General features: G+C 66.5%; 18 protein-coding genes and 1 tRNA gene. 2 read left to right on the top strand and 17 right to left on the bottom strand.

The window, feature by feature from the left end; all coding sequences use genetic code 11:
- Positions 1–13: 13 nt before the first annotated feature.
- The 4 genes from iolD to WKB88_RS01610 all read right to left on the bottom strand — a co-directional run bounded on the left by iolD (position 14) and on the right by WKB88_RS01610 (position 4,411).
- On the bottom strand, positions 14–1,951 hold the full coding sequence (gene iolD, locus WKB88_RS01625; protein WP_341393195.1) for a 3D-(3,5/4)-trihydroxycyclohexane-1,2-dione acylhydrolase (decyclizing): 1,938 nt from the start codon (positions 1,949–1,951) through the stop codon (positions 14–16).
- Between the two features lie 14 nt (positions 1,952–1,965).
- On the bottom strand, positions 1,966–2,901 hold the full coding sequence (locus WKB88_RS01620) for a Cgl0159 family (beta/alpha)8-fold protein (protein ID WP_341392795.1): 936 nt from the start codon (positions 2,899–2,901) through the stop codon (positions 1,966–1,968).
- Between the two features lie 17 nt (positions 2,902–2,918).
- Positions 2,919–3,911: a 5-dehydro-2-deoxygluconokinase gene (gene iolC, locus WKB88_RS01615; protein WP_341392794.1), complete on the bottom strand. Its 993-nt coding sequence runs from the start codon at positions 3,909–3,911 to the stop codon at positions 2,919–2,921.
- 418 nt (positions 3,912–4,329) lie between these two features.
- Positions 4,330–4,411: transfer RNA gene (locus WKB88_RS01610), tRNA-Leu, on the bottom strand.
- 129 nt (positions 4,412–4,540) lie between these two features.
- Between WKB88_RS01610 and WKB88_RS01605 the strand changes: the two genes are divergently transcribed.
- Both WKB88_RS01605 and WKB88_RS18180 read left to right on the top strand, forming a co-directional pair.
- Positions 4,541–5,146 carry an ANTAR domain-containing response regulator gene (locus tag WKB88_RS01605; protein ID WP_152218513.1) on the top strand — a complete coding sequence of 202 codons (606 nt, stop codon included), beginning with the start codon at positions 4,541–4,543 and terminating at the stop codon, positions 5,144–5,146.
- A gap of 162 nt (positions 5,147–5,308) precedes the next feature.
- A complete protein-coding gene (locus tag WKB88_RS18180; protein ID WP_445818849.1) occupies positions 5,309–5,644 on the top strand; it encodes a response regulator transcription factor in 336 nt (111 codons plus the stop codon).
- Between the two features lie 10 nt (positions 5,645–5,654).
- Here WKB88_RS18180 and WKB88_RS01600 read toward each other — a convergent pair whose 3' ends face one another.
- The 13 genes from WKB88_RS01600 to WKB88_RS01540 form a co-directional block, all read right to left on the bottom strand.
- Positions 5,655–6,044: an SHOCT domain-containing protein gene (locus WKB88_RS01600; RefSeq protein WP_341392793.1), complete on the bottom strand. Its 390-nt coding sequence runs from the start codon at positions 6,042–6,044 to the stop codon at positions 5,655–5,657.
- 471 nt (positions 6,045–6,515) lie between these two features.
- Positions 6,516–8,027, bottom strand: coding sequence for a pyruvate kinase (gene pyk / locus WKB88_RS01595; RefSeq protein ID WP_341392792.1), 1,512 nt, complete (start codon positions 8,025–8,027; stop codon positions 6,516–6,518).
- A gap of 66 nt (positions 8,028–8,093) precedes the next feature.
- Positions 8,094–8,498: a PadR family transcriptional regulator gene (locus tag WKB88_RS01590; RefSeq protein ID WP_341392791.1), complete on the bottom strand. Its 405-nt coding sequence runs from the start codon at positions 8,496–8,498 to the stop codon at positions 8,094–8,096.
- Between the two features lie 2 nt (positions 8,499–8,500).
- Positions 8,501–8,950, bottom strand: coding sequence for a hypothetical protein (locus WKB88_RS01585; protein WP_341392790.1), 450 nt, complete (start codon positions 8,948–8,950; stop codon positions 8,501–8,503).
- Positions 8,951–9,048: 98 nt separating this feature from the next.
- Positions 9,049–10,506, bottom strand: a complete 1,458-nt coding sequence (locus WKB88_RS01580; protein WP_341392789.1) for a glutamate synthase subunit beta — start codon at positions 10,504–10,506, stop codon at positions 9,049–9,051.
- A complete protein-coding gene (gene gltB / locus WKB88_RS01575; protein ID WP_341392788.1) occupies positions 10,499–15,088 on the bottom strand; it encodes a glutamate synthase large subunit in 4,590 nt (1,529 codons plus the stop codon). Before gltB ends, WKB88_RS01580 begins: the two co-directional genes overlap by 8 nt.
- A gap of 189 nt (positions 15,089–15,277) precedes the next feature.
- On the bottom strand, positions 15,278–16,318 hold the full coding sequence (lgt, locus tag WKB88_RS01570) for a prolipoprotein diacylglyceryl transferase (RefSeq protein ID WP_341392787.1): 1,041 nt from the start codon (positions 16,316–16,318) through the stop codon (positions 15,278–15,280).
- Positions 16,318–17,151, bottom strand: a complete 834-nt coding sequence (gene trpA / locus WKB88_RS01565) for a tryptophan synthase subunit alpha (RefSeq protein WP_341392786.1) — start codon at positions 17,149–17,151, stop codon at positions 16,318–16,320. The genes lgt and trpA overlap by 1 nt, the downstream gene beginning before the upstream one ends.
- Positions 17,148–18,563 carry a tryptophan synthase subunit beta gene (gene trpB / locus WKB88_RS01560; RefSeq protein WP_341392785.1) on the bottom strand — a complete coding sequence of 472 codons (1,416 nt, stop codon included), beginning with the start codon at positions 18,561–18,563 and terminating at the stop codon, positions 17,148–17,150. Before trpB ends, trpA begins: the two co-directional genes overlap by 4 nt.
- A 70-nt stretch (positions 18,564–18,633) precedes the next feature.
- Entirely contained in the window at positions 18,634–19,464 is an 831-nt protein-coding gene (gene trpC / locus WKB88_RS01555; protein ID WP_341392784.1) for an indole-3-glycerol phosphate synthase TrpC, read from the bottom strand.
- Positions 19,465–19,758 (bottom strand): HGxxPAAW family protein, encoded by a 294-nt coding sequence (locus tag WKB88_RS01550; protein ID WP_341392783.1) that lies wholly within the window; start codon positions 19,756–19,758, stop codon positions 19,465–19,467.
- 116 nt (positions 19,759–19,874) lie between these two features.
- Complete coding sequence (locus WKB88_RS01545; protein ID WP_341392782.1) at positions 19,875–20,615, bottom strand: Trp biosynthesis-associated membrane protein; 741 nt, start codon at positions 20,613–20,615, stop codon at positions 19,875–19,877.
- A 34-nt stretch (positions 20,616–20,649) separates the two neighbouring features.
- Positions 20,650–22,230, bottom strand: a complete 1,581-nt coding sequence (locus tag WKB88_RS01540; protein WP_341392781.1) for an anthranilate synthase component I — start codon at positions 22,228–22,230, stop codon at positions 20,650–20,652.
- Between the last annotated feature and the right edge of the window lie 2 nt (positions 22,231–22,232).

Raw genomic sequence — 22,232 nt, 5'->3', positions numbered from 1 at the left:
TGCCGCACGGCCCTCACCCGATCAGCGGCCGCTGCCGGGCTTTGTGCTCCGTGTAGGTGGCGTTCGCTGCGCCGGTGGACTCCAGTTCCGATGTTTCCGCGACCGGGACGTCCCACCAGGATTCCGAATCGGGAGCGTCGATAAGGGGATCGGATTCGATGTGGATAAGCACCGGTCCGCTCCCTTCCGGTTCGGCCTTCGCCTTTGCCACGGCAGTCTCCAGGTCGGCAATGACGTTCGGTCCGGGTTCCACCCGGATCACCCGGACGCCCAGTGACGCGGCGTTCGCCGCGAGGTCCACCGGGAGCGTCTCGCCGTCGTCGAACGTGTGCTGCTTGGCGTCCAGCGTTCGGAACCGGGTACCGAACCGCTGTGAGCCCAGCGATTCCGAAAGCGCTCCGATGGAGGCATAGCCGTGGTTCTGGATCAGGACGGTGATGAGCTTGATGCCCTCGGCGACGGCGGTGACCAGTTCCGTGTGCATCATCAGGTAGGAACCGTCCCCCACCATGACGACGACGTCGCGCGGCGTCTCGCCGTCGCCGGCCCGCTGCGCCTCGTCGATGGAGGCCCGCTTGACGCCCAGTCCGCCGGGGATCTCGTACCCCATCGTGGAAAAGGCGTATTCCACGTGGTAACCGTACGGATCGCGGATGCGCCACATCTTGTGCAGGTCCCCCGGCAGGGAGCCGGCGGCGCAGACGACGACGTCGCGGGCTTCCATCGCACGGTTGACCGCTCCGATAATCTCGTTCTGGCTCGGCAGCGGGGTGTGCCGCTCGTTGAACGCTTCATCAACAGTGCGGTCCCAGCGCTGCTTCTCGGCGGCCATCAGCTGCTCCAGGTCGCCGCCGATGCGGTATCCGCCCAGCTGCTGCGCCAGGCGCACCAGAGCCTTGCGGGCGTCAGCAACAATCGGCAGGGCGCTGCCGAGTTTGTAGGCATCGATCGGGGCGACGTTGATGTTCACGAACTGCACGTGCGAATTCTGGAAGGCCGTGTGGGAGGCGGTGGTGAAGTCCTCGTAGCGGGTGCCGATCCCGATCACCAGGTCGGCTTCGCGGGCGACGGCGTTGGCCGCCGTCGTGCCCGTGGACCCCACCGCGCCCAGGCAGTAGGGCGCGTTCCACGGCACGGAGCCGACGCCGGCCTGGGTGTAGGCGACCGGGATGCCTGTCTGCTCCGCCAGCCGGGCCAGCTCGTCCGCGGCAAAGGAATACAGCACGCCGCCGCCGGCGATGATGAGCGGACGCCTGGCTCCGCGGATCAGGGCCGCGGCACGCCGGATGTCCTCTTCCTCGGGGACCGGGCGGCGGATGCGCCAGTCGCGTTCAGCCAGGAAGTCCTCGGGAACGTCCAGTTCTTCGGCCTGCACGTCCTGGGGCAGGGAGATGGTGACCGCACCGGTGTCTGCGGGGTCAGTCAGGACCCGCAGGCCGTGAAGGAACGCCGAGAAGAGCTGCTCGGGGCGGACCACCCGGTCAAAGTAGCGGGAGAGCGGACGGAAGGCGTCATTGACGGTGATGTCGTACGCCTCCGGCCGCTCCAGCTGCTGCAGCACGGGGTCGGGGGCGCGGGTGGCGAAGGTGTCGGAGGGAAGCAGCAGCACCGGGAGCCGGTTGGTGGTGGCCAGTGCTGCACCGGTAAGCATGTTGGTTGCTCCGGGCCCGATTGAACTGGTGACCGCATACGTGGCCCTGCGGCGGGTGTGCCGGGCGTACCCCACGGCCTGGTGCACCATTGCCTGCTCATTGCGTCCCTGGTAGTACGGCATCAGCGCCGGGTTCTTAACCTGTGCCTGCTTCAGCGCCTGCCCCACGCCGGCAACGTTGCCGTGGCCAAAAATGCCGAACATGCCCGGGAACAGGCGCTCGCGGTATTCGGGCCCGCCGGCCTCGTCCACGGCGTACTGGTTTCCCAGGAACTGAACCACTGCCTGGGCCACGGTCATTCTGCGGGTAACCATCAGCTGGAAACCTCCTGCTCGCTGCGGGTGTTGGATGCGGTTCCGGTCCTCAACAGTGCTGCCGCTGCGGCCACGGCTTCGCTGACGGTGCCGGTCTTCGGGAACAGCAGGGTCCGGCCCACCGTCAGGCCCTGAACGCCGGGCAACTTCAGTGCCTCTTCCCAGAGTGAGTACGTCTCCTGCGGAGAGCCGGTCGGGTCACCGCCGAGGAGCACGGTGGGCATGGTGGTGGATGCCAGCACCCGTTCCATGTCGCGGACCACCGGCAGCTTCATCCAGGTGTAGGCGCTCGTGGAACCGAGTCCGGAGGCAATCGCCACTGAAGTGACGACGGCGTCGGTGCTCAGGTCGTTGCGGAGCAGTCCGTTGTCCCACACGGACATGAAGGGCTCCACCATGGCCACCAGCCGCCGCTCCGCCAGGCTGTTGATGGCCTGTGCCGCCGCTTCCAGTGCGGCGGGCGTCGCAGGATCACCGAGGCAGATCCGGGTCAGCATTTTGCCGCCGGTCGCTCCAAGTTCCTCCAGCGCCGCGGGGGTATGTCCGGTGAAACGGTCCTCGACTTCGTTGACGGACCCGGCAAGGCCGCCGCGGTTCATGGACCCGAACAGCAGCTTGCCGTCCAGGGCGCCGAGCAGGAGCAGGTCATCCATGATGTCCGGGCTGGCCAGAACGCCGTCGACGGCGGGATTGGCCAACGCTTCCTGCAGCCGGTCAAGCAGTTCATGACGATTCGCCATGACCGCCGGCCGGTCCCCGACGCCGAGCGCACCCCGGGCGGGATGGTCTGCTGCGAGAATGAGGTTCTGCCGGCCGGCCGACGGGCCGGGGTGCGGTGGACGGTCTGCTGCGGCACGGCGGACGGCGTCCGGATCTTCGAGCCGGATGCGGGAGAGGTGCTCATAACGCCGGGGATCTGCGGCTGCCCCGGTCATGGCAGAGCCTTCCCCGGTCATGACAGGGCCTCCAGGAGCTCCGGAACCATGCGGCCGCGTTCGGCGAGCAGTCCGGTGACCTCCGCCGGCGTCGGCATGGCGTCGGCGCAGGAAATCCTGGACGCCACCAGCGCTCCGGAAGCATTGGCATACTCCAGCACGGCGGCCAGCGGCCAGCCAGCCAGCAATCCGTGGCAGAGTGCGCCGCCAAACGCGTCTCCGGCCCCCAGCCCGTTGACCGTCTGCACAGGAACCGGGGCGGAAACCACCCGCTCGGATTCCGTCCTGGCCATCACGCCGTCGGGACCGAGCTTGACGACGGCCAGGCGAACTCCTGCTTCGAGCAGCCGGTCAGCCTGCTCGTCCGGCGTCCCTGGTCCGACTGCCACCGCGCACTCCGTGGTGTTACCGACGGCGACGGTGACGTGGGGCAGGATGCAGGCAATCTGTTCCCGGGCTTGCGCAACGGATGGCCAGAACATCGGCCGGTAATCCAGATCCAGCACGGTATGCCGGCCCGGGACGAGGGCGTGACGCGGACGTGCCTCGTGCGCGGCCAGGTGGGCCGCACGGCTGGGCTCCTGGCACAGGCCTGTCAGAGTGGACCAAAAGATCCCCGCGTCGCGGATGGCCTCCAGGTTCAGCTCACCGGCCGCGATCTGCAGGTCAGGAGCTGTGGGAAAACGTCCGTAGAAATACAGCGGAAAGTCGTCCGGCGGTTGGATGGCGCAAAAGGTGACCGGAGTCTGCAGGCCGGACACGGCGCTGACCATGCTGTCGTCGACCCCGAACTTTTGCAGCTCCCCGTGCAGGTACTCCCCGAACGGATCCTGGCCGGTGCGGGTAATAACGGCGCTCTCCCGGCCGTGCCGGGCTGCCGCCACGGCCACATTGGACGGCGAGCCGCCCAGATATTTTCGGAACGTCCCGACGTCGGCCAGACCCACGCCGATGTCCTGCGGGTAGACGTCAACGCTGATCCGTCCCATGGTGAGTACGTCGTGAGCCACTGTGATCCGCCGGCCTTTCCGTTCCGGGCGGGAAGCTCCACCCGGCTTTGGCTATGGATGTGACCGGAGCCACACCCCACACTCTGCCGTTCGGACTTTGTCCTGTCAAACATTTTTTAACGGAAGGATCAGAGGAGCCGCTTTTCACCTGCCGACAGGGCCCCCTAGGTTGTACCGCGCCGGAAGCACCAGCCCCGAAGGGCCGGCTCACCGTCATGTCCTGTCATATTCCCGGTCTGAGGCTGGGCGCTCGTTAGTACCAGTGGCGGTGGAGTGGCGGTGCCCGGATGGGGTGCCCGGACGGGGTGCCCGGATAAAGCAGGGCAAAAGAAAGCACCCCGGTCCGAAAACCGGGGTGCTGCTTGGAACCTGGTGCGCCGTGTCTTGTCCGTAAAGGCGTCAGAAAGAACCGCAAAGGTGCCCGAAGTGGGACTCGAACCCACACACCTCTCGATACTGCATTTTGAGTGCAGCGCGTCTGCCAATTCCGCCATTCGGGCCGGCCCTGCGGCGTGAATCACAAAGTTCACAATCCGTGTTGGGCGCGAATCTACTCTACATGCGGATAGGCTATTTCTGTGAACTGTCAGTTCGCACACGGCAGTCCAACCGCATTCTGAGGAGCACCTGTGTCTGAGTCAACCGAGCCCGCCCCCTCCAATACACCGGCGCGGCGCGTCATCGTCGCTGAAGATGAGACCCTGATCCGCCTCGACATCGTGGAAATCCTCACAGGCGAGGGATACGACGTCGTCGGCGAGGCGGACAACGGCGAGAAAGCCGTCCAGCTGGCCACCGAGCTCAAGCCGGACCTGGTCCTGATGGACGTCAAGATGCCCGTCATGGACGGCATCACGGCGGCCGAGCAGATCGTCAAGGCACGCATCGCCCCGGTGGTCCTGCTGACCGCGTTCAGCCAGAAGGAACTGGTGGAGCGCGCCCGCGAAGCCGGAGCCATGGCCTACGTGGTCAAGCCCTTTACACCGGCGGACCTGATCCCCGCCATCGAAATTGCCCTCTCCCGCCATGAGGAAATCAAGGCGCTCGAGGACGAAGTCAGTGACCTGAAGGAGCAGTTCGCCACGCGCAAGCTGGTGGAGCGCGCCAAGTCGCTGCTGACCACCAAGATGGGCCTGACCGAGCCCGAGGCCTTCCGCTGGATCCAGAAGACCTCCATGGACCGCCGGCTGAGCATGCGCGAAGTCGCCGAGACCATCATCAACCAGGTCAACTAACTCCGCTCCGGGCGCCACACGTTTTATGCCCTGCCCGACGACGTCGGGCAGGGCATTTTCGCGTGGTCGCGGCCCGGGGCTGCCAGTTTGCACCCTCCAAGGCCGCCGGCACCCTTGCAGCCTGTCCTGGCTGAATGAGCCGCACCTATATTGGACACACATATGGAGCAGCGGGCGGCCGGCACGGGGCCGGGCCCTCCTGGCCTCCACGAGGAGCGGACCAGAGTGACGGAGACCGGATTATCGAAGCCCGCCGCGCCGGGACTGGCCGCGCGCTCCCGGCAGGCTGACCGGCCGGACACTGCCAGGCTGCTCACTCCCAGAGAACGGGAGATCCTCCGCGAGCTTCCGCGGCACCAGACGGTGCAGGACATAGCTGACGGACTCCGGCTCAGCCCCAATACCGTCAAAACACATCTGAAATCCCTTTACCAAAAGCTCGGAGTCTCACGGCGCTCGGCGGCAGTGAAAAGGGGCGCTGAAATAGGCCTCCTCTGAAACCGGCGGTCTAGGCAGCAACAACTCTGTGCTTGATGGCCTGGAATTCATCCGGGGTGATGGCTCCGGCGTCCAAAAGGTCCTTGGCCTTGGTTATCTCATCACTGGGGCTGCTCCCGGCAACCCGGCGAATATACGCTTCGGTTGATTCCCTGCTCGCCTGGGCGTCTTCCTGTGCCCTCTCATTCATCCCCTTGCCGCGGGCGATGAGATACACGAGGACTGTGAGGACCGGAAAGAACAGCAGAAAAATCAGCCAAATGGCTTTTCCCCAGCCGCTCATTCCGCGGTCCCGAAATAGGTCGCTAATGACTGCAAACAGCGCCATGAGGTACGCAAAGAAAACCGTGGCCGCGAAGACCCACCAAATGATGCTCCAAAAGTCGTCCCAAAAGTCCATGTTTGGCCCTGCCTTCCTGTGTGTGCCGGCCCGTGCGGGCCGCTCTCCTGCCCAAACAGCTGGTCTGGTTTCCCACACCCGGGCGTGCCGCCTGCTGCGGACCGAGGCATTCCCCCGCCCTGTCCCAGCAACGCAGTCCTAACAAGTATGGATTTGACCGAGATCCGAGCACTTCACCCGTAACAGGTGAAATGTCCGGACCGGCAGGAAGCCCGCCGGCTCGCCGCAGCGCCGGTTCGGTCAAGGTGGACCCCCCGGTCCTGGCTGCGGGTGGGCAATCAGGGTGAGGTTTCTACGGGTCCCGGGTCGGTTGCGTTGGCCGGGGAGGCCGGGCCGGGCAGATTGGCATATCTGGAAAAGTGGATATATTCGGATGGGATTGGATAGCAAAATGAGAAAAAGCTGCCCGGCGGGGGAAACCCCGGCCGGGCAGCTTTCCTGCATCAGGACCGCACAAGCGGTCAAACCACATTAGATGGATTTGGCCTTGCCCTTGTTGGCGTTCTTGACCGGCCACGGGCCGACCTTTTCCTTCACGCGCATCTGGCCCTCGAGCCGCTGGCCGGCATCGGCGATGTCGCCCACCTTGTGCACCTTGACGGTGTTGGTCGATCCGGCCTGTCCGGGAGGCGAACCGGCAGCAATGACGACGAGGTCATCCAGTTCAACCAGTTCATTCTCGATCAGGGTGCGGTCCACCTGGGCGGTCATCTGGTCGGTGTTCTCGGCGAACTCCACCAGCATCGGCTGGATGCCCCAGAAGAGGCTCATGTAGCGGTAGGTCTGCTCCACCGGGGTGAAGGCCAGGACGGGCTTCTTCGGGCGCAGGCGGGAAAGCCGGCGGGCCGAATCTCCGGACTGGGTGAAGGTACACACGTACTTCGCATCCAGCTGGTCGGCAATTTCGACGGCGGCACGGGTGATGGCGCCACCGCGGGTGCGCGGCTTGGAGCCCAGGGCCGGAACGCGGTTCAGGCCGTGCTCTTCGGTGGACTCGATGATCCGTGCCATGGTGGTCACGGTTTCGATCGGGTACTTGCCCACGGAGGTCTCTCCGGAAAGCATGACCGCGTCGGCCCCGTCAAGGACTGCGTTGGCGCAGTCCGAAGCCTCGGCGCGGGTGGGGCGCGGGCTGTCGATCATGGATTCCAGGACCTGGGTGGCCACGATGACCGGCTTCGCCCAGCGGCGGGCCAGCTCAATGGCGTTCTTCTGCACCAGGGGAACGTCTTCCAGCGGAAGCTCGACGCCCAGATCGCCGCGGGCAACCATGATGGCGTCAAACGCATCAATGATCTCCTCGATGGCGGCGACAGCCTGCGGCTTCTCCACCTTGGCGATAACCGGTACGCGGCGGCCTTCCTCGTCCATGATCTCGTGGACGCGGCGAACGTCGACGGCGTTGCGGACGAAGGACAGGGCTACCATGTCGACGCCGGTGCGGATGGCCCAGCGAAGGTCGGCCTCGTCTTTGTCGCTCATGGCGGGAACGCTCACGGCAACGCCGGGCAGGTTCAGGCCCTTGTTGTTCGATACGGCTCCGGGAACGGTTACTTCGGTGACAACCTTGACGCCGTCTACTGCGGTGGCTCGGACTGCAACCTTGCCGTCGTCGATCAGCAGGGTGTCCCCCACGCTGACGTCGTTCGGCAGGCCGGTGTGCGTGGTGGAGACAATGTCCTTGGTGCCCGGCACGTCCTCAATGGTGATCGTGAAAACGTCACCCTTGTTGAGGTAATGCGGACCGTCCACGAAACGGCCCAAGCGGATCTTGGGGCCCTGAAGGTCGGCGAAAATGCCAACGGGCTTGCCCAGTTCCTCGGAGGCACGGCGCACGTTGTCGTACACGGACTTGTGCACGTCGTGATCGCCATGGCTCATATTCATGCGGGCCACGTCCACGCCGGCGCGCAGAACGGCGACGGTGTTTTCATAGCTTGCGATTGCGGGGCCAAAAGTGGCCACAATTTTTGCGCGTCTCATATGATCCAGCCTAGTCGCCCGGCGGCGATTCCGCATGGAGACGGGCCGCAGACGTCGTGCCCGGCGTCAACTGTTACCCGTGTTTTTACTCTCACCCGCCGCCGAAGGGTCCTCTGCCGGATCGTGGGCGGGGAAAGGCACCAGGCTGCGATTGATTCCGGCGAGGAACCGGGAACCCTCACGGGTCAGGGACAGTTCCTTGCGCTTGGCTCCGGTACGGGCTGCGTCAACGTCGGTACTGTGCAGGAATCCTGCGTCCTGGAGCCGCTTCAGGGTCCGGTAGAGGCTGCGCTCGGTGACGGTCCATCCGGTGCGGGATGCGACATCCGCTGCGATTGCTGCCACCGTTGCCGGTGTCCGGGCAGCCACGGCGCTCAGCACCACCGGCGTCAGCATGGATTTTTTGTAGGTTTCCACCCATGATTCGATCCGGGACTGAACCCATTCCTGTTCCTCCGCGGGATGGTGCATTCTCAATCCTCCCAGCCGCGGCCCAGGACGCTGCCGGTGAGATGGATGAGCAGCCCGAGTCCCCAGGCGGCACTCATGAGCAGAGTTGCACCGAACCACGGCGTGGCCAGAAGCTCCTGCGCAACGGCCCCCTCTCCCCCGGATGACCCCAGGCTCACGGCCCGGAGTACGGCATGGGCGTTGAAGGACGTGGTGACAGCAGCGAACGCAATGGCATGGGCCACGGCAAAGCCGAAGCGGATACGCAGCAGCTTCCGGCGGCTGAGCACCATCCAGGCGGCGACCCCCGCCGCCGCGGCAGCGGTGAGAGTCCCGGCGAGGAGGCCAACCTCTCCCCCGGTCAGGGCGATGGCTGCCTGGATGAACAGCATCGCCGCGGCCAGGCCGAGGAGGTAGGGCAGCAATACGGACCGTGCATTGACGGCAGGCGGGGGCACTATGTGTGTAGTCATGCAGGCACTGTACCGCTGGAACAGTGCCTGAGGAAGGGGTCTGCAGGAACAGCAAAAAATCCACGTAGTGGCTGCCGCTCCTGCAGAACCCGGACGGGTTACAGCGGCGAGATGGCCCGGTCCGTGGGCGCCACCGGCGCCGGCAGGCGGGTGGAGCCCATCAGCCACTTATCGACGGCGGCGGCGCAGGCCCGCCCTTCGGCTATCGCCCACACGATCAGCGACTGGCCGCGGCCGGCGTCGCCCGCGGCAAACACCCCGGGGGTCCCGGTCATGTAGTAGCCGTCGCGCACCACATTGGAACGCTCGTCAAACTCGGTTTTGACCTGTTCCGCCAGTCCGGCCGGTTCCGGCCCGGTGAAGCCCAGGGCCAGGAACACGAGGTCCGCGGGCAGCACGCGCTCGGTGCCGGCCTTGGGCACGCGCCGTCCGTCCACGAACTCGGTTTCGGCGATCTTCACGCCGGTCAGCTGTCCGTTCTCCCCCACGAACTCGACGGTGGAGGCCAGGTAGGTCCGTTCCCCGCCTTCCTCGTGGGCGCTGGCGGTCTCGAACAGGGTCGGGTACATCGGCCACGGCTGGTGCGCGGCCCGCTCGGCCGGCGGCTGGGCCCCGATCGCCAGCGTGGTGACCGAGGCTGCCTGCTGCCGGTGGGCCGTACCCAGGCAGTCGGCTCCGGTATCGCCGCCGCCGAGGATGATCACGTGCTTGCCCTCGGCTGAGATCTGGTTCCGGACCTGCTCCCCCGCTACAACACGGTTGGCCTGCACCAGGTACTCCATCGCGAAATGCACGCCGTCCAGTTCGCGTCCGGGGATCGGAAGGTCGCGCGGCACGGTGCTTCCGGTGGCCACCACGACGGCGTCGTAACGCCGGCGCAGCTGCTCCCAGCTGATGTCACGTCCCACTTCGACGCCGGTGCGGAACCGGGTTCCTTCGGCGCGCATCTGGTCCAGCCGGCGGTCCACCTGCAGCTTCTCCATCTTGAAGTCGGGGATGCCGTAGCGCAGCAGTCCGCCGATCTTGTCGTCACGCTCGTACACGGCCACGGTGTGGCCGGCGCGGGTGAGCTGCTGCGCGACGGCAAGTCCCGCGGGGCCGGAGCCGACGACGGCGATCGTCTTGTCGGTAAGCCGCTCCGGTGCGTGCGGCGTCACCCAGTTCTCATCGAAGGCCTGGTCGATGATCGAGACCTCGACCTGCTTGATCGTCACCTCCGGCTGGTTAATGCCCAGCACGCAGGAAGACTCGCAGGGCGCCGGGCACAGCCGCCCGGTGAACTCCGGGAAGTTGTTGGTGGCGTGCAGCCGCTCGATGGCTTCGCGGCCCTTGTCCCGGTACATCAGGTCATTCCACTCCGGAATGAGGTTGCCCAGCGGGCAGCCCTGGTGGCAGAACGGAATGCCGCAGTCCATGCAGCGCCCGGCCTGTTCCTTCAGGACGCCCTTTTCCTGGGCTTCATAGACCTCTTTCCAGTCCATGATGCGCACCGGTACGGGCCGGCGCGGCTGGGTCTGGCGTTCACGTACTTTCAAGAATCCGCGTGGGTCAGCCACCGGTTACCTCCAAAATTCGGGTCCATGCTTCGGCGCCGTCGGGGTCAAGACCCGCTTCGGCTGCGGAGGCGCGGGCGTCCAGCACGGCCGCGTAGTCACGCGGCAGCACCTTGGTCATGCGGCGGGCAGTGGCAGGGAAGTCCTCCAGCAGGGACGCCGCGAGAACGGATTCGGTCTCCTCGACGTGCCTGATCAGCAGGCCGCGGACAATATCCGCGTCTTCGGCGTCCAGCGGTTCCAGCCGCAGTTCGCCCTTCTGGATTGCGTCCTTGTTCATCCGTTCGGGCACCAGGTCCAGCAGGTACGCCGTGCCGCCGGACATGCCCGCTCCGAAGTTACGTCCGGTGGGGCCCAGGATCAGGGCCTGTCCGCCGGTCATGTACTCGCAGCCGTGGTCACCGATGCCCTCGACGACGGCGGTGGCCCCGGAGTTGCGGACCAGGAACCGTTCACCCACCTGGCCTCGCAGGAACATCTCACCGCTGGTGGCGCCGTACCCGATGACGTTTCCGGCAATGACGTTGCGCGCGGCGTCGAACACGTTGGCGCGGTCCGGGCGGACGATGATCCGGCCGCCGGAAAGCCCCTTGCCCACGTAGTCGTTGGAGTCGCCGAGCAGGCGCAGCGTGATGCCGGCCGGCAGGAAGGCGCCCAGCGACTGTCCGGCCTGGCCGGTAAGGGTCACGTCGATGGTGTCGGTGGCCAGGGTGTCGATGCCGAAGGTTTTGGTCACCGTGTGCCCGAGCATGGTGCCCACCGAGCGGTCGGTGTTCACCACGTCCAGGGTGATGCGCACCGGGTTCCGGTTGGCCAGGGCGTCGGCGCTCATCTCAATCAGCTTGTTGTCGAAGTGCGAGTCCAGGTCATGGTTCTGCGGCACCATGTTGCGCAGGGGCGCCCCGTTTTCCACAACGTCGGAACCGCGCAGCACGGGCTCCAGGTCCAGGCCGTCGGCCTTCCAGTGGTCAATGGCTGCCTTGGTGTCCAGCAGTTCGGTGTGACCGATCGCCTCTTCCAGGGAGCGGAAGCCGAGTTCGGCAAGGATCTCGCGCACTTCCTCGGCCAGGAACTCGAAGAAGTTCACCACGAATTCCGGCTTGCCGGAGAAGCGGGCCCGCAGTTCCGGGTTCTGCGTGGCCACGCCCACCGGACAGGTGTCCAGGTGGCAGACGCGCATCATGATGCAGCCCGAGACCACCAGCGGAGCGGTGGCGAAACCGAACTCCTCGCCGCCGAGCAGCGCGGCAATCACGACGTCGCGCCCGGTCTTGAGCTGCCCGTCCACCTGCACCACCACGCGGTCGCGCAGTCCGTTGATCATCAGTGTCTGCTGGGTTTCGGCGAGGCCGAGCTCCCACGGGGCGCCGGCATGCTTGAGCGAGTTCAACGGCGAGGCGCCGGTGCCGCCGTCGTGCCCGGAGACGAGGACGACGTCGGCCTTGGCCTTGGTCACGCCTGCCGCCACGGTGCCGATACCGGCTTCGGACACCAGCTTCACGTGGACCCGGGCGCTCGGGTTGGAACGCTTGAGGTCGTAGATGAGCTGGGCGAGGTCCTCGATGGAGTAGATGTCGTGGTGCGGCGGCGGGGAAATGAGCCCGACGCCGGGCGTGGAGTGCCGCGTGCGGGCCACCCACGGGTAGACCTTCTGCGCCATCAGCTGGCCGCCCTCGCCGGGCTTGGCGCCCTGGGCCATCTTGATCTGGATGTCATCGGCGTTGGTCAGGTACAGGCTGGTGACGCCGAAGCGGCCGGAGGCCACCTGCTTGATGGCGGAGCGGCGCTCGGGATCCAGCAGCCGTTCCACGTCCTCGCCGCCTTCGCCGGTGTTGGACTTGGCGCCCAGCCGGTTCATGGCAATGGCCAGGGTCTCGTGTGCTTCCTGTGAGATGGAGCCGTAGCTCATGGCGCCGGTGGAGAAGCGCTTGACGATGCTGGAAACGGGTTCCACTTCCTCGATCGGCACCGGGGTACGGTCAGCCGTCCGGAACTCGAGCAGCCCGCGCAGGGTCATCAGCGACTTGGACTGGTCATCCACGCCGTTCGTGTAGGCCTTGAAGATGTCGTAGCGGCGTTCGCGGGTGGCGTGCTGGAGCCGGAACACGGTCTCCGGGTTGAACAGGTGCGGCGGACCCTCGCGGCGCCACTGGTATTCCCCGCCGTTCTCCAGCGGCCGGTGCGGATCCTCGATTTCGTCGTCGGGGTACGCGCTGGCGTGCCGGGCGGCGGCTTCGGCGGCGATGACGTCCAGGCCGACTCCGCCGAGCTGGGACTGGGTGCCGTGGAAGAACTCATCCACCAGTTCCTGGCCCAAACCCAGGGCCTCGAAGGTCTGGGCTCCGCAGTAGGAGGCCACGGTGGAAATGCCCATTTTGGACATGATCTTCAGGACACCCTTGCCCAGGCCCTTGATCAGGTTGGACACGGCCTCTTCGCGGCTGACCCCGGTGATGTCACCGTTGCGGACCAGCTCCTCGCAGCTTTCCATGGCCAGGTACGGGTTTACCGCGGAGGCGCCGTAGCCCATGAGCACGGCCACGTGGTGCACCTCGCGGACGTCGCCTGCTTCGACCAGCAGCGAAATCTTGGTCCGGTTGGCACTCTTGAGCAGGTGGTGGTGCACGGCGGAGAGCAGCAGCAGCGACGGGATCGGCGCCCACTGGGCACTGGAATCGCGGTCGGAGAGCACAATGTACTCGATGCCGCGGTTCACGGCCCCGGAGACCTTTTCGCAGATCTCGGCGATGCGGGCACGCAGTTCGGCTTCGCCGCCCTGCGGCCGGTACAGTCCGCGCACCTTCAGCGAGATCTTCTCGCCGTCGTCGTTGGTCAGCTTGGCGATCTTGGCCAGCTGGTCATTGGTGATGACGGGGAAGTTCAGGGCGATCTGGCGGTTGCGGACCTGGCCGGTTGCCAGCAGGTTCCCCACGGGTCCGATCGAGGCGCGCATGGAGGTGACCAGCTCCTCGCGGATGGCATCCAGCGGCGGGTTGGTGACCTGGGCGAAGGACTGCACAAAGTAGTCGAACAGCAGCCTCGGGCGCTGGGAGAGTACGGCAATGGGGGTGTCCGAGCCCATGGCGCCGAGCGGCTCGGCGCCGGTGCGGGCCATCGGACCGAGCAGGATGCGCAGTTCCTCCTGCGTGTAGCCGAAGGTCCGCTGCCGCCGGTTGATGGACGCCTTGGTGTGCAGCACGTGTTCGCGCTCGGGCAGCTCTTCCAGCGAAACCTGGTTTTCCCGCACCCAGTCGGCCCACGGATTGGCGGCGGCCATCTCGGCCTTGATTTCGGCGTCTTCGATCAGGCGGCCGGCCTGGGTGTCCACGAGGAACATTTTCCCCGGAGACACGCGGCCCTTGCGGACCACCTTGGCCGGATCGATGTCCACTACGCCAACCTCCGAGGCCAGGACCACCAGCCCGTCCTCCATCACCCAGTAGCGGGCCGGGCGCAGCCCGTTGCGGTCCAGGACCGCACCCACCTGCGTGCCGTCGGTGAAGGACACCGCGGCGGGACCGTCCCAGGGCTCCATCAGCATGGAGTGGTACTGGTAAAACGCGCGGCGGGCCGGATCCATGGTCGCGTGGTTTTCCCAGGCCTCGGGAATCATCATCATGATCGCGTGCGTGATGGGCCGGCCGGAGAGCATCAGCAGTTCGGCCACCTCGTCGAAAGATGCCGAGTCCGAAGCGCCGGGGGTGCAGATCGGGTACAGCTCTTCGGGAGTGTCCCCCAGCAGCGGGTTCTTCAGCTGGGACTGCCGGGCGCGCATCCAGTTCCGGTTGCCCTTGACCGTGTTGATTTCGCCGTTGTGCGCAATGGTGCGGAACGGCTGGGCCAGCGGCCAGGACGGGAAGGTGTTGGTGGAGAACCGGGAGTGGACAATGCCCAGCCGGGTCTTGAACCGCGGATCCGAGAGGTCCGGGTAGAACGGCTCCAGCTGGGCGGTGGTGAGCATGCCCTTGTAGACCATGGTCTTGGAGGACAGGGACGGGAAGTACACCCCGAACTTGTTCTGGGAGCGCTTGCGGACACGGAAGGCGCGGGCATCCAGGTCGGAGGCGTCGCCGTCGGCCGGGGCAAGGAACACCTGGACAAAGTGCGGCATGCAGGCCCGGGACATGGCTCCCACCAAGTCGGCGACGATGGGCACTTCGCGCCAGCCCAGCACGTCGAGGCCCTCGGATTCAGCGATGGATTCCACCCCTGCGCGGGCGGTTTCCTGCTCGCGGGCCTCGGTGGGCAGGAACGCGGTGCCGACGGCGTACGTGCCGGCGGCAGGCAGGTCAAAGGCGGTGACTGCACGGAAGAACTCGTCGGGTACCTGGGTGAGCAGTCCGGCGCCGTCGCCGGTTCCTTCGTCGGCGCCTACGGCGCCGCGGTGTTCCAGGTTGCGCAGGGCGGTCAGGGCGGCGTCAACGATGTCGTGCCCGGGCTCTCCGCGGAGGGTGGCGATGACGGCCAGCCCGCAGGCGTCTTTTTCGTTCTCGGCGCGGTACAGCCCGGTGTCGGCCGGAAAACCGGCGAAGCGGGTGAACGGCGAAACAGCGGAAGCTCCGCCGGGCGGAAACTGGTCAGTCATGAGAGGTAAGTCCTTCCCCCTGATTGAGCGGTGGGAGGGGACAACGCTGGCCCCACGGCGGAAGGCAGAGACATTCCGCGGTGTTCAGTACTTCACCTCAAAGGGGGTCGGGGTTGTTCCCGCGGTCCCTTCAGGGGCGGCCACGGCTACGTGGCAGAAGCACCGGCGAAGGAGGTAACCCGACCGGTGCTACTTGGCAGTACCCGGAGTTCCGGGCTTGCGAGAATCAGTGTCCTCGTTTTTTGTCTCTGCGAGATTAGCACGCGACTGTGACGCAGAAGACGCAGCGGCCGAATTCTGTTGTTCTGTTTCGATCTTGTGATCTTCCGGTAACGCTGCGGTTTCTGCTGCCGGTTCGTGTCCGGGCAGGTACAGGGACTCGTTTCCGCCCTTGCGGGCGCGGAAAGTCAGGTAAATGAACATTGCCAGGGAGAACACGAACAGCGCCACGCTGGTCCAGACGTTCAGCCGCTGTGTGACGCCGAAGAACGTAATCATTTCAGCGTCGTCAATGCGCAGGATCTCGATCCAGAGCCGGCCCAGGGTGTAGTAGGCGGCGTAGACCCAGAACAGGCGCCCGCCGCGCAGCCGGAACTTTTTGTCCAGGGCCAGCAGCAGGGCAACACCGGCCAGGCACCAGAGCGACTCGTAAAGGAAGGTGGGGTGGAACAGGGTCCCGGGTGCCGTCCCGTCCGGGAAGTTGGGGTTGTTCGCATCGATTTCCAGTCCCCAGGGCACATCCGTGGGGCTGCCGAAAAGCTCCTGGTTGAACCAGTTGCCCCAGCGGCCCACGGCCTGCGCCAGCAGCAGGCCGGGAACCCCGACGTCGGCGAAGGTGGAGAGCTTGATACCGGCGCGCCGGCAGCCGATCCAGGCGCCCACGGCACCGAGCGCCACGGCACCCCAGATACCCAGCCCGCCCCGCCAGATCTGCGGAATCAGGGAGAGGTCCCCGTCGGCCCCGAAGTAGGCGTCAGGCGAGGAGACCACGTGGTAGAGCCGGCCGCCGATGATGCCGAACGGGATGGCCCAGATGGCAATGTCCCAGACGGCTTCTTCAGGCAGGCCCCGGCGCTTCCAGCGGGTGGACGTCATCCACAGGGCCAGGATGATGCCGGCCAGGATGCACAGCGCGTAGGTGTGGAGCGTGAGGGGGCCCAGCGAGAAGCTGCTGAAGTCCGCGGGCGGGCTGGGGATGCTGGCCGGAGCCGTCACGGACATCAGGTTCATTAGTTGCTCTTTCGGGTTCCGGTGCTGAGTTCACGGGTGAGGTCGGCAACGGCGGGGACGCCGCCGTCGCGCAGTGCGGCCACCAGTGCGGTGCCGACGATCACGCCGTCGGCGTAGGCGCCGATTTCCCGGACATGCCCGGAGTTTGAGACGCCCAGGCCCACGCAGACGCGCTGAGCACCGGCTGCACGGGCGGCCGAGACGACGTCCTTCGCTGCCGTGCTCACGGAGCTGCGGGCACCGGTGACGCCCATGATGGACACCGCGTAGACAAAGCCGCGGCTCGCCGCGACGGTGCTCTTCATGCGTTCGGGGGTGGAGGACGGAGCGACCAGGAAGACCCGGTCCAGACCGTATTTGTCCGAGGCCTCCATCCATTCCGACGCTTCGTCGGGAATGAGGTCCGGAGTGATCAGGCCCGCTCCCCCGGCTTCGGCCAGGCGGCGCGAGAACTCGTCCACGCCCATCCGGACGACGGGGTTCCAGTAGGTCATGACCAGCACGGCTGCGTCGGTGGCGGCAGTGATGCCGGCGACGACGTCAAACACCTCGGAGACGCGGAAACCCTGTGCCAGGGCCTGCGTGGTGGCTGCCTGGATGACGTGTCCGTCCATGACCGGGTCGGAGTACGGGATGCCGACCTCGATGAGGTCGGCTCCGTTTTCCGCGAGAGCGATTCCGGCGTCGATGGTTTCCTGCACGGACGGGAATCCGGCGGGCAGGTAGCCAATCAGTGCGGCGCGGCCGTCCGCAGCGGCCCGGTCAATGGCTGCTGCGGATTTGCTGCGGGCGTTGGTTCCCGAACCGGACGTGTTGTGAACGGCGGTGCTCACAGCTGTTCCCCCTCTTTGGCGATTTCGGCTTCGGCGGACTTCTCGTCCAGCAGGTTGAACCATTCGGCGGCGGTGGCAACGTCCTTGTCGCCGCGCCCGGAGAGGTTCACCAGCACGATCTTCTCCGAGGCGTCCCCGGTGTTCCCGGCCGCGGCCTCATCGGCGAGCCGCCGGCCCACCTTGATGGCACCGGCCAGGGCGTGGGCGGACTCGATCGCGGGAATGATGCCTTCGGTGCGGCAGAGCAGCTGGAAGGCGTCCATCGCTTCGGTGTCCGTGATGGCCTCGTAGGAAACCCTTCCGATGTCGGAGAGGTAGGCATGCTCGGGGCCGACGCCGGGGTAGTCCAGGCCGGCGGAGATCGAGTGGGATTCCACCGTCTGGCCGTCTTCGTCCTGCATCAGGTAGGAGCGGGCGCCGTGCAGCACGCCGGGGCGGCCCAGGGTGATGGTGGCGGCATGGCGGCCGGTGTCGACGCCGTCGCCGCCGGCTTCGAAGCCGTAGATCTTTACCTCTGGGTCATCCAGGAAGCCGTGGAAAATGCCGATGGCGTTGGACCCGCCGCCGATGCAGGCACAGACGGCGTCCGGCAGCCGGCCGGTCTGCTCCAGCATCTGCGCGCGTGCTTCCTCGCCGATCACTTCGTGGAAGTAGCGGACCATGGCCGGGAACGGGTGCGCTCCGGCAGCGGTGCCGAGCAGGTAGTGGGTGCTGTCCACGTTGGCGACCCAGTCCCGCAGCGCCTCGTTGATGGCATCCTTCAGTGTCTGGGACCCGTGGGTGACGGGGATGACGGTGGCGCCGAGCAGTTCCATCCGGGCGACGTTCAGGGCCTGCCGGCGGCAGTCCTCCGCTCCCATGTAGACCACGCATTCCAGGCCCAGGAGAGCGGCGGCGGTGGCGCTGGCAACGCCGTGCTGGCCGGCGCCGGTTTCAGCGATCACGCGGGTCTTGCCCATGCGCTTGGCCAGCAGGGCCTGACCGAGCACGTTGTTGATCTTGTGCGAGCCGGTGTGGTTCAGGTCTTCGCGCTTGAGGAAGATCCGCACGCCGCCGGCGTGCTCGGCGAAGCGCTTGGCTTCGGTGAGCAGCGAGGGGCGGCCGGAGTAGTTCTTGTTCAGGTCAGCGATCTGCGCCCGGAACTCCGGATCGGCCTTGGCCTTTTCGAAGGTGTCTTCCAGTTCGTCCAGGGCAGCGATCAGGGATTCGGGCATCCAGCGTCCGCCGTACTCGCCGAAGTACGGGCCGGGGGCGTGGCGCAGCGAGCCGTGGGTGTTCAGGAACGCGTCGGCCACCTCCTCCGTGACAGCAGCCGCGGCGGCGCGCTCAGCGGCGTCCGACGGAGCAGTGGAGGTGTTGGCGGACGTGGGTGCAGCCTCGGCTGCGCCTGTCTGTTCCGGATTCCCGGTCATGGAGCTGGTTCCTGTCCTGCTTTGGTCCGGACGGGCGGACCCGCCCGGACAGGGAGTTGTTGCGTTCTTGTCAGCCTTTGCCGTGCCCGCGGGCGGCCAGCGCGTCGCTGCCGGTCTGCATGAATTCAGCAATAGTGGCCGCAGGATCGTTGTGCCGCACCAGTGCTTCGCCCACGAGGACGGCATTTGCCCCTTCGGAGGCGTACTGCTCGACGTCGGCTGCGTCCCGTACGCCGGATTCAGCCACGATGACGGCGGCTGCGGGGATGCTGCCGGCCAGCGAGGCGAAGACGGAGCGGTCAACGTCCAGCGTTTTCAGGTTGCGTACGTTGACGCCGATGATCCGGGCGCCCACCGCCGCGGCGCGCTCGATTTCCTCGGCCGTGTGGGTTTCCACCAGGGCGTTCATCCCCAGCTCATGCGTGAGGTCCAGGAAATCCTGAAGCCGGGCATCGTCCAGGGCTGCCACGATCAGCAGCACGAGGTCGGCGCCGTGGGCGCGTGCTTCCCAGATCTGGTACTCGTCCACTGTGAAGTCCTTGCGCAGCAGCGGGATGTTCACAGCCTTCCGGACGGCGTCGAAGTCGGCGAGTGAACCGCCGAAGCGGCGCTCTTCGGTGAGTACGCTGATGACCGCCGCCCCGCCGTCGGCGTAGCTGGCTGCCAGGGCGCCCGGATCGGCGATGTCGGCGAGGGCACCCTTGGAGGGGCTGCTGCGCTTGACCTCGGCGATGACACGCAGCTGCATGCGCGGGGTGTCGCCGCCGCCCAGGGCGGCATACGCGTCGAGGGCAGGAGCCGCCGCGCGGGCGCGCTCCTGCATCTGCTCCAGCGGAACCGCCCGCCGGCGTGCCTCAAGGTCTTCGGCGACGCCGGCGACGATGTCGTCCAGAACGCTCACTTAGTGACCGTTGTTGGAGAGCTTCGATCCGCCTACGCCGTAGCCGGCCTTCCGCAGGATGAAGCCGACAAGGAGGCCGACCAGCATGACGCCCAGACCCACGATGAACCACAGCGTGCTGGCAGCGATGAAGGCGATGCTCGATACAAGGGCGCCGGCCATCATGATGAGCACGCAGGTCCATGCGGCGGGGGTGTTGCCGTGGCCGATGGTCTCGTCGTGGATGCTGGCGTGACTCTCAGCCGCGTTTTCCGGCTTGTGGTCGACGTTGGTGTCAGTGGCGTTTGAGCCCATGGTAAATCTCCTCTAAACGAATCTGTTTCCATTCTGCCATTGACTGGCGGAAACTCTTTCACATGTTGCGCACCCGAGTCGCCTTCAGCGGCTGGTCTGCCGCTGCGGTGCGGGTATCAGCGGTAGTTCGTGGGGTCGTCCCCGCGGGTGAGCCGGTCCCAGCTGTCGATCTCATCGATCGGCTCCGGTCCCGCCTCCTCGTCCGCAGCCGCCGTGCCGGAGCCCGCGGCCGCCGGCCCATTCCCTGGTTTTGCGGTCCCGGCTTCTGCAGTGCCGGTTTCGGCGCTCCCGGTTTCGGCACTCCCCGACGTCGTGCCGCCGGCGGCAGCCGGCGTCGTCGGCGTGGCCGCAGCAGGCGCCGGCGCGTAGCGGCGTGAGGACTTCCAGCCGCGGCTGGCGACAGCCAGCCAAATGCCGGTCAGGGCGATCAGGATGCCGGACACCAGTGCGACCCACGGCAGGGCCGTGAGCGTGACGACGGTGCCGGTGGCCCCGCTGACGCCGATCGCCTGTCCAATGGCACCGGCGGCGCCCTGCACCGGATCACTGATCACGGTGTAGCTGGCGGCGGCCACGCCGACGCCGGAGACCAGCAGGATCACGCTGACAATCCAGCGGGCCACCGGCCCGGCGATGGAGGCTGCGAGGCCGGCGGTAATGGCGACGACGGCGAATGCGGTCACCGCGGTGGCGGCGTCGGATCCGGAAACGGCCAGGTCCGGGGTCTGGACGGCCGTCCGCGGCAGCTGGACGTTCAGCCAGGTGCGCGTGGTGGTGGCAAAGGCTGCGATGCCGAAGAGCACCGCCGCCATGATGACGGTTCCCTTGCGCTGCCACCTCTTCATGGGTGTGCTCACTGCGGTACTTCCTGCTCTGGTGGTGGGGCTGTAATTAAAGACTGGACTGTGGCGGTGCCGGAACGGAAGGAGGAGCGGACACGGTTTCCAGGCTGCCGGCTATCAGTGCCGCGCGCAGCGGCGCCGCTGCCTTGTTCACCGTTTCCTGGGCTTCGGCTTCCAGGTCCGAGTCGGCGACAATCCCGCCGCCGGCCTGGACAAACGCCTTGCCGTCGCGCAGCAGGGCCGACCGGATGGCAATGGCCATATCCATATCTCCCGCGAAGTCCAGGTACCCGACAACGCCGCCGTAGATGCCGCGGCGGTGCGGTTCCAGCTCGTCCAGCAGCCGCAGCGCGCGCGGCTTGGGCGCGCCGGAGAGGGTTCCGGCGGGAAAGGTCGCGGCAAGGACGTCGTACGCGCTGCGCTGCGGGGACAGTTCCCCGACGACGGTGGAGACCAGGTGCATGATGTGGCTGAACCGCTCCACCTCCATGAACTGGGTGACGTCCACGCTGCCCGGGACGCAGACCTTGGAGAGGTCGTTGCGGGCCAGGTCCACCAGCATCAGGTGTTCGGCGCGCTCCTTTTCATCCGCCAGCAGTTCCTCGGCGAGGGCGCGGTCTGCTTCCGTTCCCTTTCCCCGGGGCCGGGAGCCGGCAATCGGATGCGTGATCACTTCGCTGCCGGTGACCGTCACCAGTGCTTCCGGCGAGGAGCCGACGACGGCGAAGGGGTTGCCGCGGGAGTCCTCGAAGTTGAACAGGTACATGTACGGGCTCGGGTTGGTGTTGCGCAGCACCCGGTAGACCTCGAGCGCATCGGCCGCACACTCCATTTCAAAGCGGCGGGAGATGACCACCTGGAAGACTTCGCCGTCCACGATGGCTTCCTTGCCGCGCTGGACGGCTTTGGTGTACTCCGGCTTGGGCCAGGACTCCTTCACGCCGTCGGTAAGGGTGCTCAGGTCCACGGTGCCGCCGTGCAGCACCGACACCGGCTGCGGCGTGGGTTCGGCCAGCCGCTGCAGCATCGAATTCACCCGGGCTACGGCGTCGTGCCATGCCTCGTCCACCCGCTCGTTGGAGCCGTCGATGTTGATGGCGTTGGCCACCAGCATGACGGTTCCGTTGGAGTTGTCGTGAATGGCCATATCCGAGACCAGGTTCATGGCCAGTTCCGGCAGGTCCAGGTCATCCGCCGGCGGGTTGGGCAGCTTTTCCCAGCGCCGCACGGTTTCCCAGCCGACAAAGCCGACCAGTCCGGAGGTAAACGGCGGTACGTCGCCCGGGCGTTCGGTCTGCAGCAGTTCTATGGTGCGGGCCATCGCCTCGACGGGGTTTCCGTCCACCGGCACCCCTGCCGGCGGCTCGCCCAGCCAGTGCGTTTCGCCGTCGTGCGTGGTGAGCGTGGCGCGCGAGGAAGCGCCGATGAAAGAGTACCGGGACCATACGCCGCCCGCGGCCGCAGACTCCATGAGGAAGGTTCCCGGTGCACCCGCAGTGAGCTTGCGGTAGATCCCGATGGGCGTGTGGGCATCGGCCAGCACGCTCAGGTGCACCGGCACCACGCGGTGTTCGGCTGCCAGTGCCCGGAATTCCTCGAGGCCGGGGCGGATAACTCCAAGATCCTGCATGT

Origin of the sequence: Arthrobacter sp. G119Y2, assembly GCF_038069765.1 — a bacterium.
Lineage (GTDB): Bacteria > Actinomycetota > Actinomycetes > Actinomycetales > Micrococcaceae > Arthrobacter_B.
The sequence above is the reverse complement of the archived record's forward strand: the minus strand, read 5'-3'. Positions and strand labels throughout refer to the sequence as shown.